Here is a 16,656-nt window from a genome sequence, read left to right as displayed (position 1 = left end):
GGATTAAAAATACGCTTATACCAAGCTTTTTCAATCCTAGTCAACCTTGCCGGGACGGGACTAAGAATTCATTATGAATTCTGTCCCGCTCCCTTTTAGCTGATCTTTAGTACGTCTTCTACTACCTTTGTCATATCATCATGGATGACTAAATCAGCACGATGATCATACGGTGTAGCATCTCTATTAATAATGACTAAGTTATCTCCTGTAAAATTTGATATAAATCCAGCAGCAGGTTGGACTACTAAAGAAGAACCTAATACGATTACTGTATCTGCTTCTTGGATTTTGTTTAATGCACTAAATACAGCAGATTGATCTAACATTTCACCGTATAGCACGATGTCAGGCCGAATGGCTTTACCACAATCTTCACAGTATATTAAATCGTGTTCTATGACATATGATTTAGTATATTTTTTTCCACAATTCAAACAATAAAAACGATTGAGTGTGCCATGTATTTCGTCTATATTTTTACTGCCTGCATCTTCGTGTAAGCCATCTATATTTTGAGTAATCACACCGAGGGATTTACCTTTATTTTCTAACTCTGCAATCCAATAATGAACTGGGTTGGGTGTTTTATCTGCAAAAAGTAATCGCTGATGAACGAAATTCATAAAACCTTTAGGATCGTCTTCAAAATAATTAATACTTAGCAAATACTCTGGAGCGTATCCAGCTTTTGAAACATCGTCATATAATCCCCCTGAAGATCGAAAATCAGGTATGCCACTTGCTACTGATACGCCGGCTCCTGTAAAAAAGACAATACGTTGCGATGTATTAATAATTTCCTTCAATTGTTCTATTTGTTGTTTCAATATAAACACCTCTATAAATCATATTGATCATTTATCTTCAATATTTAATTATACTATAGATATACTAAAGTTTAAAAAGTGTTGTTATTATTAATTCCATACATCTGATATACTTAGATTGCTGGAGAGTTCGTTATTATCTTAAAATATGTATTCAAAATTTATAAAATTCACTAATATCAGGATGTGAAAGGATATCTATGAATAAATATGATCGCTTAGATGAAATTACTAAGATAGTTAATAAAAAAGGAACAGTTAGAACAAATGAAATCGTCGAAGATTTAAATGTATCTGATATGACCGTTCGACGAGATCTTGCTGAACTGGAAGAAAAAGGGGTATTGACTAAGATACATGGTGGTGCTCGCAGCAACTCAGTATTCCAGTTTAAAGAAAAATCACATCAAGAAAAGCATGCACAAAATATAGAACAAAAAAAAGAAGTTGCCCAAAAGGCTGTGTCACTAATTGAAGAAAGTGATACGATATTTTTAGGACCAGGAACAACAATAGAGTTATTGGCCAATATTATGGAAAAAGAATATCTAACTGTAATTACAAACTGTTTGCCAGTATTTAAAATTTTATTTGAAAAACGATCGCTTCACTTTAATGTATATTTATTAGGAGGCGAAATGAGAGAGCTCACAGAATCTTTTGTTGGTGAAATGGCAAATACGCTACTTAAGACAAAACGTTTTAGTAAAATGTTTTTTAGTTGTAATGCGATAAAAGGTTCAAACGTTTTAACATCAACTATTGATGAGGCTTATACACAGCAAATTGCACTAAATCATTCTGTAGAAAAGTACTTGCTTATAGATGATTCCAAGATAGATAAAGAGGATTTCACCCAAATGTGTGATTTAACTGAGCTAACAGCAGTAATTATCAATCAAAGTGATGATGAAAAAATAGAAAAACTAAAAAAATACACAGAAGTAATTCATTAACCAACTAATTAACTGAGACAAGGTTGTTCAATTTGACAATCTTGTCTTTATTTTTTGGATACGAAAAGGATGTTTGAAATACAGTCAAAATCGAAATTGTCAAACATAATTCAAACAATAAATGTTGATTTTATGTTTATTTATGTTTATAATTTAAACATAGAGAGTTTGAAAGCGCTTTTGTAAAAATAGATAATACTCGCGAAATTTATTAAAAAAGGAGAATCATTATGACTGTAATTATTGGTTCAGATGTAGACGGTAAACGTTTGAAAGATGTAGTCAAAGCATTTTTAATTGAACAAAATCACGATGTGGTAGATGTAACAGAAGGTAAAGATTTAGATTTTGTTGATGCAACATTGGCTGTTATAAACGAAGTTCAAAAAAACGACGACAATCTAGGTATCGCTATAGACAAATTCGGAGCAGGTAGTTTTATGGTAGCTACTAAAGTTAAAGGTATGATTGCTGCGGAAGTATCTGATGAACGTTCTGCGTATATGACTAGAGGCCATAACAATGCGCGTATGATTACTATGGGAGCAGAAATCGTTGGTGATACGTTAGCTAAAAATGTTGCTAAAGAATTTGTTAATGGCCATTATGATGGTGGTCGTCATCAAATCCGTGTAGATATGTTAAATAAAATGTGCTAATAGGAGGAATTAATAATGAAAATTGCAATCGGATGTGACCATATCGTTACTGATGTAAAAATGGAACTTTCTAAACATTTAAAAGAAGAAGGTTATGAAGTATTAGATGTAGGAACTTATGATTTTACACGTACACATTATCCTATCTTTGGTAAAAAAGTAGGCGAAGCAGTTACGAGTGGTGAAGCAGACTTAGGCGTTTGTATTTGTGGTACGGGTGTTGGTATTAGCAATGCTGCGAATAAAGTTCCAGGCGTTAGAACTGCTTTAGTAAGAGATATGACATCTGCATTATATTCAAAAGAAGAATTAAATGCCAATGTAGTTAGCTTTGGTGGCGCAATTATTGGTAAATTATTATTGTTTGATATTGTAGATGCTTTTATCAAAGCGGAATATAAACCAACAGAAGAAAATAAAAAACTTATTGCAAAAATTGAACATTTAGAAGCTCATAATGATAACCAATCGGATCCTCATTTCTTCGATGAATTTTTAGAAAAATGGAAACAAGGTGTATATCACGATTAAGGGTGGTTAACAATGATACTAACATTAACTTTAAACCCTTCAGTAGATATTTCATATCACTTAGACCAGTTTAAATTAGACACAGTAAATCGTGTGAGTCAAATTGGTAAAACTGCTGGAGGAAAAGGACTTAACGTTACACGTGTTTTAAGTGAGCTTGGTGATGAGGTCTTAGCTAGTGGTTTGCTTGGTGGTGAATTAGGTACATTTATCGAAAGTCAACTTGATTCCAATCAAATTCAACGTAACTTTTATCACATTCAAGGTCAAACAAGAAATTGTATCGCCATATTACATGAGGGACAACAGACTGAAATTTTAGAACAAGGACCTACAGTAAGCACAGATGAAGCAGCAGAGTTTAAAACATATTTAGAAACACAGTTGTTAAATCGAGCACAAGTCGTTGCGATGTCAGGTAGTTTACCAAAAGGACTTGAAACGAGTTATTATGCTGACATAGTAGCATTGGCAGCGGCACGAGATATTCCTACAATTGTAGATAGTTCCGGTGCATCATTGGAAAGCGTGTTAAATGCTCAAGTTAAACCAACAGTAATTAAACCTAACATTGATGAACTCAATCAATTAATTAACTTAAATATTTCAGAAGATGTTCATGAATTAAAAGTTGCACTAGAACAACCTATTTTTGAAGGAATAGAGTGGATTATCGTGTCATTAGGTAGTAAAGGTGCTTTTGCAAAACATCATCATAAATATTATAGAGTGAATATTCCAACAATAGAGGTAGTAAATCCAGTAGGTTCTGGAGACTCTACAGTAGCAGGTATTGCTTCAGCTTTACTGCACCATGAATCTGATGAAGATTTGCTAAAAAAAGCGAACACGCTTGGCATGCTCAATGCACAAGAAAAGCAAACAGGACATATCAATATCGCGCATTACGATCAATTATATCAACAAATTAAAGTTGTAGAGGTGTAAAAAATGACTAAATCAACACAAAAAGTAGCTTCAATTGAAAAACTTAGCAATGAACAAGGTATTATTTCAGCGCTTGCTTTTGACCAACGTGGTGCATTAAAACGTATGATGGCAGAACATCAAACTGAAACGCCATCAGTAGAACAAATTGAACGTTTAAAATCACTTGTATCAGAAGAATTAACGCAATATGCATCATCAATACTTTTAGACCCAGAATACGGTCTTCCAGCTTCTGAAGTGCGCAACAAATCTTGTGGTTTATTGTTAGCTTATGAAAAAACAGGATATGACGTCAATGCAAAAGGACGTTTACCAGATTGCTTGGTTGAATGGTCAGCAAAACGCTTAAAAGAACAAGGTGCAGATGCTGTGAAATTCTTGCTTTATTATGATGTGGATGATGATGAAGCAATTAATGTTCAAAAACAAGCATATATCGAACGTATTGGTTCAGAGTGTGTTGCAGAAGATATTCCATTCTTCTTAGAAGTTTTATCTTATGATGATAAGATTGCTGATAATAAAAGTGCTGAATTCGCTAAAGTAAAACCACATAAAGTTAATGAAGCGATGAAATTATTCTCACAAGAACGTTTTAATGTAGATGTGTTGAAAGTTGAAGTTCCAGTCAACATGAACTATGTTGAGGGATTTGCTCAAGGAGAAGTTGTTTATAGCAAAGAAGAAGCAGCACAATACTTTAAAGAACAAGATGCAGCAACAAACTTACCATATATCTATTTAAGTGCAGGTGTTTCTGCAGAATTATTCCAAGAAACATTAAAATTCGCACATGATGCAGGCGCAAACTTTAATGGCGTTCTATGTGGTCGTGCAACATGGGCTGGTTCAGTTAAAGTTTATATTGAACAAGGTGAAGAAGCGGCTCGTGAATGGTTACGTACAACAGGATTTAAAAATATAGATGATTTAAATAAAGTGTTAGCAACTACTGCAACATCTTGGAAACAGTAATTTGTGAGGTGGAAGATTAATGAATAGAGAAGAAGTTCAATTACTTGGCTTTGAAATCGTAGCTTATGCAGGAGATGCTAGATCAAAATTGTTAGAAGCACTTACTGCAGCACAAAATGGGAAATTTGACCAAGCTGAAAGCTTAGTTGAGGAAGCAAACACGTGTATTGCTAATGCACATAAAGCACAAACAAGCTTACTTGCAAAAGAAGCGCAAGGAGATGATATTGCCTATAGTGTCACAATGATGCATGGTCAAGACCATTTAATGACGACATTATTATTAAAAGATTTAATGAAACATCTAATTGAATTGTACAGAAGAGGGTGAAGACCTTGATGAATAAACTAATTGAGCAAATCGAGAAGGGCAAGCCTTTTTTTGAAAAGATATCACGTAATATTTATTTAAGAGCCATTCGTGATGGATTCATTGCGGCGATACCTGTAATTTTGTTTTCTAGTATTTTTATTTTAATTGCATACGTTCCTAACGTTTTTGGTTTCTTTTGGAGTAAGACTGTTGAAGGTATGCTTATGAAACCTTATAACTACACGATGGGGATTGTAGGTTTCTTAGTAGCCGGCACGACTGCGAAATCGTTGACGGATTCATTTAACCGTAAATTGGAGAAAACGAATCAAATTAACTTTATTTCAACAATGATGGCAGCGATGTGTGGATTCTTATTTTTAGCGGCTGATCCTGCCAAAGATGGTGGATTTTTAAGTGGTTTTATGGGAACAAAAGGGTTATTAACAGCCTTTATTTCTGCCTTTGTGACAGTTATTGTTTATAATTTCTTTATTAAACGTAACATCACAATTAAAATGCCGAAAGAAGTGCCACCAAATATTTCGCAAGTATTTAAAGACATTTTCCCTTTATCTGCAGTTATCTTAATTTTATATGGCTTAGATTTACTCTCAAGAGCAACAATTCATGCCAATGTTGCCAATTCAGTGTTAAAAGTGTTTGAGCCATTGTTCACTGCTGCAGACGGTTGGGTAGGTGTAACAATTATCTTTGGTGCATTTGCATTCTTCTGGTTTGTAGGTATTCACGGTCCTTCTATAGTTGAACCGGCAATTGCAGCGATTACGTATGCAAACCTTGAAGCCAACTTGCATTTATTACAAGCTGGTGAGCATGCAGACAAAGTGATTACACCAGGGACACAAATGTTCGTGGTAACTATGGGTGGTACAGGTGCCACATTAGTTGTACCATTTATGTTTATGTGGTTAACAAAATCAAAACGAAATAAAGCAATTGGTCGAGCATCAGTAGTGCCTACTTTCTTTGGTGTAAATGAACCTATTTTATTTGGTGCACCATTAGTCTTGAATCCAGTATTCTTTATACCGTTTATATTTGCGCCAATTGTTAACGTATGGATTTTCAAATTCTTTGTTGATGTCATTGGCATGAATAGTTTTAGTATATTTTTACCTTGGACAACACCTGGTCCTTTAGGTATCGTGATGGGTACCGGTTTTGCTTTTTGGTCGTTCGTTTTAGCGATTGTATTAATCGTAGTCGACGTCATTATTTATTATCCGTTTGTAAAAGTATATGATGAGCAAATTTTAGAAGAAGAACTAGGCAATAAAGAAGCAAATACAGAATTACAAGAAAAAGTATCAGCTAACTTTGATACTAAAAAAGCAGACGCAATTTTAGCAACTGCTGGAGCAAGTGAAGTAACAGCAAGTGAGGAAACACATCAAGCTGATGTCGCACAAACGAATAACATTAATGAAGAAACCAATGTGTTAGTGTTATGTGCTGGTGGAGGTACAAGTGGTTTATTAGCTAATGCTTTAAATAAAGCAGCTGAAGAATACAATGTGCCAGTAAAAGCAGCAGCAGGTGGTTACGGTGCACATATGGATATTATGAAAGATTATCAGTTAATTATTTTAGCACCTCAAGTAGCTTCAAACTATGAAGATATTAAACAAGACACTGATAGATTAGGTATTAAACTTGCGAAAACGCAAGGGGTAGAATATATCAATTTAACACGAGATGGGCAAGCAGCTTTAGAATTCGTTCAGAAACAATTTGAAAAATAATTAGGAGATGAATGTATAATGAAGAAATTACCAGAAGATTTTATTTTCGGTGGCGCAACTGCTGCATATCAAGCTGAAGGTGCAACGCAAGCAGACGGTAAAGGTCGTGTTGCCTGGGATACGTATTTAGAAGAAAATTATTGGTATACGGCAGAACCTGCTAGTGACTTTTATCATCGCTATCCTGTAGATTTAGAATTAAGTGAAAAATTCGGAGTGAATGGGATAAGAATTTCAATAGCATGGTCACGTATCTTTCCAGATGGCTATGGCGAAGTAAACCAAAAGGGTGTAGCATTCTATCATAATTTATTTAAAGAATGTCATAAACGTCATGTTGAACCATTTGTGACATTACACCATTTTGATACTCCAGAAACATTGCATAAAGATGGTGATTTCTTAAATCGTAAGACGATTGATTATTTTGTTGACTATGCCAAATTCTGTTTTGAAGAATTTTCAGAAGTTAACTTTTGGACAACGTTCAATGAAATTGGACCTATCGGCGATGGTCAATATTTAGTTGGTAAGTTCCCTCCAGGTATTAAATATGATTTTGCAAAGGTCTTCCAATCACATCACAATATGATGGTAGCTCATGCAAAAGCAGTTAAATTATTCAAAGATAATGGCTATTCTGGAGAGATTGGTGTTGTACATGCATTACCAACAAAATACCCATATGATCCTACTAATCCTGAAGATGTAAAGGCTGCTGAATTAGAAGACATTATTCATAACAAGTTTATTTTAGATGCAACTTATTTAGGTCATTACTCACGTGAAACTAGAGAAGGTGTGCAACACATCCTCTCTGTAAACGGAGGAAAGCTTGATATATCTGATGAAGATTTACGTACATTAGATGCTGCCAAAGATTTAAATGACTTCTTAGGTATCAATTACTATATGAGTGATTGGATGAGAGGTTATGATGGAGAATCTGAAATTACACACAATGCTACAGGTGATAAAGGTGGCTCTAAATATCAACTTAAAGGCGTAGGACAACGTGAGTTTGATGTTGATGTACCAAGAACGGACTGGGATTGGATGATTTATCCTAAAGGTTTATATGATCAAATTATGCGTGTAGTTAAAGAATATCCGAATTACCATAAAATCTATATCACAGAAAATGGCTTAGGTTATAAAGATGAATTTATAGAATCTGAAAAAACTGTGCATGATGATGCGCGTATCGATTATGTTAAACAACACTTAGAAGTAATAGCCGACGCTATCCGTGATGGTGCTAATGTTAAAGGTTATTTCATTTGGTCATTGATGGATGTATTCTCTTGGTCAAATGGTTATGAAAAACGCTATGGTTTATTCTATGTCGATTTCGAAACGCAAGAACGTTATCCTAAAAAAAGTGCTTATTGGTATAAAGAATTAGCTGAATCAAAAGAAATAAAATAACTAATATGATTAAGAACACTCATCCAATTAATTTGTGATGGGTGTTTTTTATTCTGTAAAACATAAAATGCTATTATAGAAAAGGCAATATATTGAAGTAGTAGATATTTTAAAGTCAAAGGTAATTCATCTAGTCATAGACATCAGTATATGAGTTTTTTTCATGGCAATTTTTACTAACTTAGGTATACTGAATACAAAATAATTGGATGTGGTATAATCAATGAAATTTCAAAAAACAGGTTTACTCATAGCAATATTAACGTTGATGTTATTTTTAACTTATGGATGTCAATCATCCTCACAATCAAAACAAAATAGTTCAAGTTATAATCATTCGCATACAGCAACATTATTTTTGCATGGTTATGGTGGCAGTGCAAATTCAGAGAAATATATGGTGCAACAAGCTGTAAATCATGGTGTGACCAATCAAGTCATAACAGCAATTGTAGACAAGAATGGAGATATTACGTTTAAAGGAAAGTTAGCTAAAAATGCAATTAATCCAATTGTGAAAATAGAATTAAAAGATAATAAAAATGGTAATGTTAAGCAAAATGCAAGTCATATCAAAAATGTGTTAACTAAATTAAAAAACGACTTTCATATTAAGCAGTACAATTTTGTTGCGCATTCTATGGGAAACTTATCTTTTGCTTATTTTATGAAATTATATGGTCAAGATACGCAATTACCTCAACTTAATAAAGAAGTAAACATTGCGGGAACATTTAATGGTGTTTTAAATCTTAATGAAAAGGTAAACGAAATTAGTGTTGATAAAAATGGGAAGCCGAGTAAAATAACAGAGAATTATCAACAATTACTTGGTCTCAAAAATAACTATAAAGACAAACAGATTGATGTATTAAATATTTACGGTGATATCCAAGATGGTACGCACTCTGATGGTCGCGTATCTAACAGTTCTTCAAAGTCATTAAAATATTTATTGGCTGACAGTCCCAAATCTTATAAAGAGTCACAATACACTGGTGCTACGGCGCAACATAGTCAACTTCACGAAAATAACAAAGTTGCCAATGAAATAATCCAATTTTTATGGAAGAAAATATAGAATTACTGGATATACCTAACTTTAAAAGCAATGAAATTGAGCTATTGGCGTTTGACTACTATACTTGAAAGAAAGAGAGAAAGGGTGCTTTGTCATGAAAAATGAACAAATTGTATTAAATCAATATCCTGAAGGAATACCTAATGATCAAACATTCAAATATGAAAATATTGATGTTCAAACGCCTAAAAATGGTGAGCTTCAAATTGAATCATTATATATTTCTGTTGACCCGTATATGCGAGGCAGAATGACACCTTCAGATTCCTATGTACAACCTTTTAAATTAAATCAACCAATTATTGGTCATGTTTTGGCAAGAGTTGTCGTGTCCGAGAGTGATGACTTTACAAAAGGTGATATTGTTATTGGGATGTTACCTTGGAAAAGATTTCATACGCTACCAAGTAATCAAGTGAATAAAGTACCATCAACAGATGTGCCATTAGAATTATATTTAAGTACACTGGGTATGACTGGTCAAACAGCTTATCATGGATTACTGGATATTGGTCAACCTAAAGCTGGAGAAACCGTTGTAGTATCTGCTGCATCTGGTGCTGTCGGAGCAGTTGTTGGTCAAATTGCTAAGATTAAAGGTGCTCGAGTGGTTGGTATAGCAGGAGGTACTAAAAAGGTTAATTATTTAACAGAAACACTTGGTTTTGATGCAGGTATTGATTATAAAAAAGACGATTTTGCTGAGGCATTAGCATCAGCGCTTCCAGATGGTGTTGACGTTTATTTTGAAAATGTAGGTGGTGCGATTAGTGATGAAGTATTTAAACATTTAAACCGTTTTGCTCGTATTCCGGTTTGTGGGGCTATATCATCTTATAATCATCCAGAAAGGGATATTGGTCCACGTATTCAAGGAACATTAATAAAAAAACAAGCTATGATGAGAGGCTTTTTAGTTGCAGAATTTTCGGATACATTTAAAGAAGCAAGTGAACAATTAGCACAATGGGTTAAAGAAGGTAAAATTAAAACTGAAGTTTCCATTGCGCATGGTTTCCATGAAATACCTACAGCATTTAAAAACTTATTTACCGGAGATAACTTTGGTAAACAAATCGTAAAAGTTTCTGAGTAACTTAGAAAAACTTTGAGGTGAATGAAATGAAGGCAATTATAGCAAATAGACCCTTTGAATTAAGTGAAGGTAATTTTTTCTATGAAACAGACATTAATATGCCGGTATTAAATGCACACGATGTCTTAGTAAAAGTAGAAGCAATAAGTGTTAATCCAGTAGATGGGAAAACACGTATCAGACCTATTAATGGTCAACAGCGTATTTTAGGATATGATGCCGTAGGTAAAGTTGAAGCTGTAGGACAGTCGGTTTCAATGTTTGATATTGGAGATGTCGTATTCTATGCAGGCACATCATCAAGACCCGGTGCAAATGCTGAATATCATGCTGTAGATGAGCGTCTAATAGCTAAAGCACCAAAAAATATTTCTGCCCAAGCGAGTGCAAGCTTGCCATTAACGGCAATTACAGCATCAGAAGTACTTTTTGATGTATTTAACATTGCTACTGATCCTGAGCTTAATCAACATAAGACAATATTAATTATTAACGGTGCAGGTGGTGTCGGTAGTATTGCAACACAAATTGCTAAAGCATATGGTTTAAAAGTTATAACTACGGCATCTCGACCAGAATCTATTCAATGGTCATTAAAGATGGGTGCGGATATCGTATTAAATCATCATGATGATTTAGTACAACAATTGCACAGTGAACATGGTGAATTTGTAGATTTTATTTTTTGTACATACGATACTGATATGTATTACAATACGATGATTGAACTTGTAAAACCGCTTGGAAAGATAGCAACCATTGTGGCATTTAAAGAAAAGCAAGATTTAAATGCATTAAAGCCCAAAAGTCTTACGTTAACACATGAATTTATGTTTGCGAGACCAGTATTTAATACAGATGATATGATTAAGCATCAAGAGTATCTGACAGATGTTGCAAAGAAAATAGAAGCGGGTATCTATCAACCTACAACAACAAAAGTTATTGAGGGCTTATCAGCTGAGCATTTATATGATGCGCATCAAATTATTGAAAGCAATCAAATGATAGGAAAACTTGTGATTAAGCTATAAGAGGCTTTGAATATATATTAATCCATTGAAATGACAAAAGAGGGACGAGGACAGCATGCATTATGAATTTGTAGTCCCGCCTCGGCTAGATTGACTAGGATTGAAAAAAGCTTGGTATCAGCGTATTTTCCATCCTAGTCAACTACAATATTTAGTTCATAGCTTAAAAAATAAATATGTTTTGGGCTGTTTGGAACCATGAAGTGTTAGACGCAAATCCTAATGCTTCATGGTATTTTTTTGAACAAAAAAAGGAATGTTTTTTAATAACCATTATCAAGCATTTAATCTCTAAATATAAATGATTTGTGTGTTCTAAAACGGCAGACAATATAAGCCTAATCAAAATATTTATCATATTGTCATTAATATTTAGTAATAAAAGGTTTTCAAATCAAAAAATTGGGAATAATCATAAGGTGGAAATAAATTACTCTTAATAATAAATTTAGAAAAATGTTTTTATAGAATGTATTAATGTTTTTTAAATTTAATTAAGGGTAAACCATAATAAATAATTCATACAACAATAGCTAAGGAGGTGCTTTGAGGTGAAAAGATTGAAAAATTTCATCCTCGGCCTATTAATAGTTGTTATTGTTGGCTTCCTCTTGTTTATGTATATACAAGATAGTCGTATTTCAGAATATCAAGACTATTTCTTACAATTCAATTGGTTCCAACCACTATTAATTGGATTAGCTGCGTTTTTAATATTGATTGGTTTAATTTTAGTATTTAGCATTTTTAAACCAACCTATAGAAAACCTGGCTTATATAAAGATTTTGATGATGGTCATGTATACATCTCAAGAAAAGCAATTGAACGCACAGCTTATGACACTCTAAAAAATTATGACCAAGTTCGACAACCTAATGTGATTACAAAGCTATATAACAAAAAAGACAAATCTTATATCGATGTTAAAACGGATTTCTTAGTACCGAATGATGTTCAGGCAACTTCTTTAGTTGAAGGTATTCGTTCAGACATTAAGCAAAACATTGAATATTTTGCCGAAATTCCAGTAAGAAAATTAGAAGTAAATGTGAGAGACCAAAAAACATCTGGTCCTCGCGTATTGTAAGGGAGGGATAATATGGCTGACAATAATAATCATAATGGACAAGATTCTAGCCAACACATTATTAATATGATTAAAGCATATAAATGGCGTATCATTGGATTCTTTGCCTTTTTACTCATAGCAATTTTATTCCTAACTTTAGGATTCTGGAAGACAATTTTAATCATTGTCTTATGTTTAATAGGTATTGGCATTGGGTATATTAAAGACCGTACTCAAGATTTTATGAATTTTTTAAATAGATGGAGTTAACAAAATAAACGAAGTGAAAAAATTCATCAATTATTAAATCAAATAAAATTAAAAGGAGAATGACTATGACTGTAGATAATAACAAAGCTAAACAAGCATATGATAATCAAACGGGTGTTAACGAAAAAGAAAGACAAGAGCAACAAAAACAAGCACAACAAAATCAAGAACCACAATTTGAAAATAAATTAACATTTTCCGATGAAGTTGTTGAAAAAATTGCCGGAATTGCAGCTCGTGAAGTTAAAGGTATTCTAGATATGAAAGGTGGTATTGCTGATAGTTTCTCTAATGCATTCTCAAGTGGAAACAATGTCACTACTGGTGTATCAGTTGAAGTTGGAGAAAAACAAGCAGCTGTAGATTTAAAAGTTATTCTAGAATATGGTGAATCTGCACCTAAAATTTTCCGTAAAGTCACTGATTTAGTTAAAGAACAAGTAAAATATATTACTGGTTTAGACGTTGTTGAAGTGAATATGCAAGTTGATGACGTTATGACTAAAAAAGAATGGCAACAAAAAAATGAAAAAAACAATGATAACAATAATAAAGAGAGACAAGGCTTACAATAAGTTATCATTAAATAAATAATATTACGCGCTTCGATAGACAAAGTCGAAGCGCGTTTTTGTGTACAAAAAATTTGGTGTGATTACTTCAATACTTGATATGAAAAAATTTTACAAATAAGCATTTTATTTGTATAATCCATGTTAGTGATAATGATAATTATTATCAATTGAACAATTGATATACATAGATAAAACTATAATGAAGTAAATGGATGGAGGCAGGGCATGATAAAACATCACATTAAGGTGCGTGCTGATAAAAATATCCAATTTCGACTTATGAATACTTTAATCAAAGAACGTCTTTTTGCACAAGGTACTAAGATTACAGAAAGCCCTCAGCAACTAGAAATTCAATATCATTGTCATGTACTTTATATGACTGTCATTAGAAAAAGTTCATTTCAACGGTTTGAGTTCACACAAGATATTATTTATCAATGTGGTAATCATAAGAATTCAATCATGTCAGTTGAACAACTTATTGATATATTAAGAGATTCTTTTAGTATAAAAATATCTACAAAACTTTCTAAAGAACTTATCCATAGCAGAGATTGTTTAATTGAAAGTTATAAACATTTTGAACATCGACACGATGTAATTACTCAAAGTATGACATTTGCTAGATTACCAGAGGCATTAAATTTTTTTACTTGGTTACAGCATTTAGCTGATAATGGTGTCACGCAAGATTTGATGTATTCTGAAAGTTTAGTGACTGAAGGGCTAGCGCTTCAGCCGCTTGAGAAAATGAAATTACCTATGTCCATAGAGGCAGTAAAAAAATATACGGCAGAATTTGAAAAAACAATTCATTTACCGATAATGCTCGTGCATCAAGATAAAATCAAGACAGCTACAATAAATAACGATAGTCAGTTTATTCTAAATCAAGTTATTCCTCAATATCGAAGTAAACTTAAGCGCTATATTGAACCGTTGGGTCTTAAATTGGATCGCTATCGAGTTATGATTGTCCATCCATGGCAATATAAGCATGTCATTGCAAAATTTTTTGAATCATGGGTTAGTGAAAACTGGTTGTTGCCAACGCCTTTAACAATTGAAGCTAAAGCTACTGAATCATTTAAGACATTAGATTTAATACATCAACCTTATCAAGTTGAAGTATCAGTTGATGTTCGAGATATTCATTCAATTCGTAGAGATTGTTTTATAACTATGGAAGATGCACCAAAAATAACTCAAATTTTGCAACATATCTTTAAGGATGATTCTGACTTAGAAGTTACATGTAAGCCTTTTGTATCACATGTAAAGGCAGATATTGAACATTCAAGCCAATTAGCTTGTAGTGTCAATCAGAAGCCAGCTATCTTTGAACCAGGATCTACTATTGCTTCTTCAAGTTTAGTTAATACTAATCCGGTTGATCAACATACAGTTATTGATAGCTATTTAGAATGGCTTGGTAACGGCGTCACACAAGAAAGTGTGATACATTTTATTTCTTCATATAGTGATACTTTATTGACGCCATTAATTAATGCTATCCAAGATTATGGGGTAGCATTAGATGCTAGCATGCAAAATATCATTGTACATTTAGGCAATGATTATCAAATGAAATTTATTTTTAGAGATATAAATGGAATAAGTATTCATATGCCAACACTATGTCAACAATTCTCAGATTTAAGACTGACGCATCATGATATATACAGTGCTTCAATCGAAGAAGTTGTTGCTAACTTACAACGAACGGTTATACAGTATCATCTTGCAGAATTAGTTCATCATTTTACACAATATGAAGGTATTACAGAACATGGTTTATACGGCATTGTTCAGCAAGTGATTTATACGGCAATAGATGACACTAGACCACATGCAGATATTTTAAAAAAGGTGTTTTTTGGAGCGAAAGTTAAAGATCATTCCTCATTTCAACAATACCTATATCCTGAACTTGCACGTGAAAAATGTATAGAATTTGATAATCCATTAGAAAGTGAGGTGTAGCTCATGCCTAAATTGAATATTAATTTAGCTAAAATTAAATATAATGCTCAAGTATTGCAGTCTTTTTTAGCTTCAAAAGATATTAACTTTACACCAGTTGTCACAGCGATTGCAGGTGATCGTGAAATTTTGAAGGTTTTGAAGCAAGTAGGATTAACTGAAATAGCAGATTCAAGATTAGCTAATATTCAGCGATTTGGTGATCCAGATGTAAATTTTATCCTGTTGAAATCCCATGCAGAAGACTGTGATAAAGAGATTATTCAGCATGTTAAGATAAGTGTTCAAACAGAACTAACGTCAATATATCGTTTAAATGAGGTTGCACAGACCTTAGGGACTACGCATCAAATTGTGTTGATGGTGGACTGGAAAGATGGACGTGAAGGTGTTTTAACCTATGATGTGTTGCAATATTTACATGAAATTATGTCTTTAAAACATATCAAAGTTATTGGCTTGGCATTTAATTTTATGAGTTTTAAATCTGAGGCACCTAGTGATGATGATATTTTTACGATGAATCAATTTATTTGTGCGGTAGAGAAAGAACTTGGATATCGTTTAAAACTTATCTCTGGGGGCAATTCCAGTATGTTGCCACAATTAATGTATAATGACTTAGGAAAAATTAATGACCTACGCATTGGTGATACATTATTTAGGGGTGAAAATACTACGTCAGGTCAGCCTATGCCTAATTTATATCAACATGCGATTACGTTAGAAGCGCAAATTATCGAAATTAAGCCAAGAGTAAATATGGAGACAAAGCAGTCATATTTACAAGCTATCGTCAATATTGGTTATATAGATACAGTGACTAACAACATTCAACCGATGGATAAAGAATTGAAAATTAAAGGTGCATCAAGCGACTATTTAATGATTGACTTAAATAATCAAGATGGCTATCAATTAGGCGATACCATAACCTTTACTTTAGGTCATGAAGCACTAACCCAGTCAATGTATATGCGCCATTTAGAAAAGAATTATGTAAATGATGACCTTATAAATGCGTTAATTGCAAATTTTGATAAAAATACGATGCGACAATGTCATCAACACCATCAACATCTAAAAAATTAAGAAGCAGACCAATAAAGGATATGATTGGTATAAATTGTGATAA

General features: G+C 33.1%; 17 protein-coding genes. 16 read left to right on the top strand and 1 reads right to left on the bottom strand.

Annotated elements, in window-relative coordinates; all coding sequences use genetic code 11:
- Nucleotides 1-95: 95 nt before the first annotated feature.
- Nucleotides 96-830, bottom strand: coding sequence for an NAD-dependent protein deacylase (locus tag CD041_RS07020; protein WP_070648193.1), 735 nt, complete (start codon nucleotides 828-830; stop codon nucleotides 96-98).
- A gap of 200 nt (nucleotides 831-1,030) precedes the next feature.
- Between CD041_RS07020 and CD041_RS07015 the strand changes: the two genes are divergently transcribed.
- The 16 genes from CD041_RS07015 to CD041_RS06940 all read left to right on the top strand — a co-directional run bounded on the left by CD041_RS07015 (nucleotide 1,031) and on the right by CD041_RS06940 (nucleotide 16,613).
- Nucleotides 1,031-1,786: a DeoR/GlpR family DNA-binding transcription regulator gene (locus CD041_RS07015; RefSeq protein WP_002460013.1), complete on the top strand. Its 756-nt coding sequence runs from the start codon at nucleotides 1,031-1,033 to the stop codon at nucleotides 1,784-1,786.
- Between the two features lie 230 nt (nucleotides 1,787-2,016).
- Entirely contained in the window at nucleotides 2,017-2,445 is a 429-nt protein-coding gene (gene lacA / locus CD041_RS07010) for a galactose-6-phosphate isomerase subunit LacA (RefSeq protein WP_002478850.1), read from the top strand.
- A 15-nt stretch (nucleotides 2,446-2,460) separates the two neighbouring features.
- Nucleotides 2,461-2,976 (top strand): galactose-6-phosphate isomerase subunit LacB, encoded by a 516-nt coding sequence (gene lacB, locus CD041_RS07005; RefSeq protein ID WP_002460010.1) that lies wholly within the window; start codon nucleotides 2,461-2,463, stop codon nucleotides 2,974-2,976.
- 12 nt (nucleotides 2,977-2,988) lie between these two features.
- Nucleotides 2,989-3,924, top strand: coding sequence for a tagatose-6-phosphate kinase (locus CD041_RS07000; protein WP_002478851.1), 936 nt, complete (start codon nucleotides 2,989-2,991; stop codon nucleotides 3,922-3,924).
- A 3-nt stretch (nucleotides 3,925-3,927) separates the two neighbouring features.
- Nucleotides 3,928-4,902, top strand: a complete 975-nt coding sequence (gene lacD, locus CD041_RS06995; protein ID WP_002460008.1) for a tagatose-bisphosphate aldolase — start codon at nucleotides 3,928-3,930, stop codon at nucleotides 4,900-4,902.
- Between the two features lie 19 nt (nucleotides 4,903-4,921).
- Nucleotides 4,922-5,233, top strand: coding sequence for a PTS lactose transporter subunit IIA (lacF, locus tag CD041_RS06990; RefSeq protein WP_002460006.1), 312 nt, complete (start codon nucleotides 4,922-4,924; stop codon nucleotides 5,231-5,233).
- Between the two features lie 5 nt (nucleotides 5,234-5,238).
- On the top strand, nucleotides 5,239-6,981 hold the full coding sequence (locus CD041_RS06985; RefSeq protein WP_172952947.1) for a lactose-specific PTS transporter subunit EIIC: 1,743 nt from the start codon (nucleotides 5,239-5,241) through the stop codon (nucleotides 6,979-6,981).
- A 15-nt stretch (nucleotides 6,982-6,996) separates the two neighbouring features.
- Nucleotides 6,997-8,409, top strand: a complete 1,413-nt coding sequence (gene lacG / locus CD041_RS06980) for a 6-phospho-beta-galactosidase (RefSeq protein WP_103284513.1) — start codon at nucleotides 6,997-6,999, stop codon at nucleotides 8,407-8,409.
- A gap of 223 nt (nucleotides 8,410-8,632) precedes the next feature.
- Nucleotides 8,633-9,490 (top strand): alpha/beta hydrolase, encoded by an 858-nt coding sequence (locus tag CD041_RS06975; protein WP_070648194.1) that lies wholly within the window; start codon nucleotides 8,633-8,635, stop codon nucleotides 9,488-9,490.
- 94 nt (nucleotides 9,491-9,584) lie between these two features.
- Nucleotides 9,585-10,586, top strand: coding sequence for an NADP-dependent oxidoreductase (locus CD041_RS06970; protein ID WP_037545065.1), 1,002 nt, complete (start codon nucleotides 9,585-9,587; stop codon nucleotides 10,584-10,586).
- Between the two features lie 26 nt (nucleotides 10,587-10,612).
- On the top strand, nucleotides 10,613-11,620 hold the full coding sequence (locus CD041_RS06965; RefSeq protein ID WP_002478916.1) for a zinc-binding alcohol dehydrogenase family protein: 1,008 nt from the start codon (nucleotides 10,613-10,615) through the stop codon (nucleotides 11,618-11,620).
- A 551-nt stretch (nucleotides 11,621-12,171) separates the two neighbouring features.
- Nucleotides 12,172-12,708: an alkaline shock response membrane anchor protein AmaP gene (gene amaP, locus CD041_RS06960; RefSeq protein WP_002459998.1), complete on the top strand. Its 537-nt coding sequence runs from the start codon at nucleotides 12,172-12,174 to the stop codon at nucleotides 12,706-12,708.
- Between the two features lie 12 nt (nucleotides 12,709-12,720).
- Nucleotides 12,721-12,960: a DUF2273 domain-containing protein gene (locus CD041_RS06955; protein WP_002459996.1), complete on the top strand. Its 240-nt coding sequence runs from the start codon at nucleotides 12,721-12,723 to the stop codon at nucleotides 12,958-12,960.
- A gap of 65 nt (nucleotides 12,961-13,025) precedes the next feature.
- Nucleotides 13,026-13,535, top strand: a complete 510-nt coding sequence (locus tag CD041_RS06950; protein ID WP_002478917.1) for an Asp23/Gls24 family envelope stress response protein — start codon at nucleotides 13,026-13,028, stop codon at nucleotides 13,533-13,535.
- Between the two features lie 225 nt (nucleotides 13,536-13,760).
- Nucleotides 13,761-15,521, top strand: a complete 1,761-nt coding sequence (locus CD041_RS06945; protein WP_070648195.1) for an IucA/IucC family protein — start codon at nucleotides 13,761-13,763, stop codon at nucleotides 15,519-15,521.
- Between the two features lie 3 nt (nucleotides 15,522-15,524).
- Complete coding sequence (locus tag CD041_RS06940; protein WP_002492241.1) at nucleotides 15,525-16,613, top strand: alanine racemase; 1,089 nt, start codon at nucleotides 15,525-15,527, stop codon at nucleotides 16,611-16,613.
- The last annotated feature ends 43 nt before the right edge of the window (nucleotides 16,614-16,656 follow it).

The organism is Staphylococcus lugdunensis, assembly GCF_002901705.1.
Taxonomy (GTDB): domain Bacteria; phylum Bacillota; class Bacilli; order Staphylococcales; family Staphylococcaceae; genus Staphylococcus; species Staphylococcus lugdunensis.
Note: the sequence above shows the minus strand (reverse complement) of the source record. Positions and strands in the feature narration are given on the sequence as shown.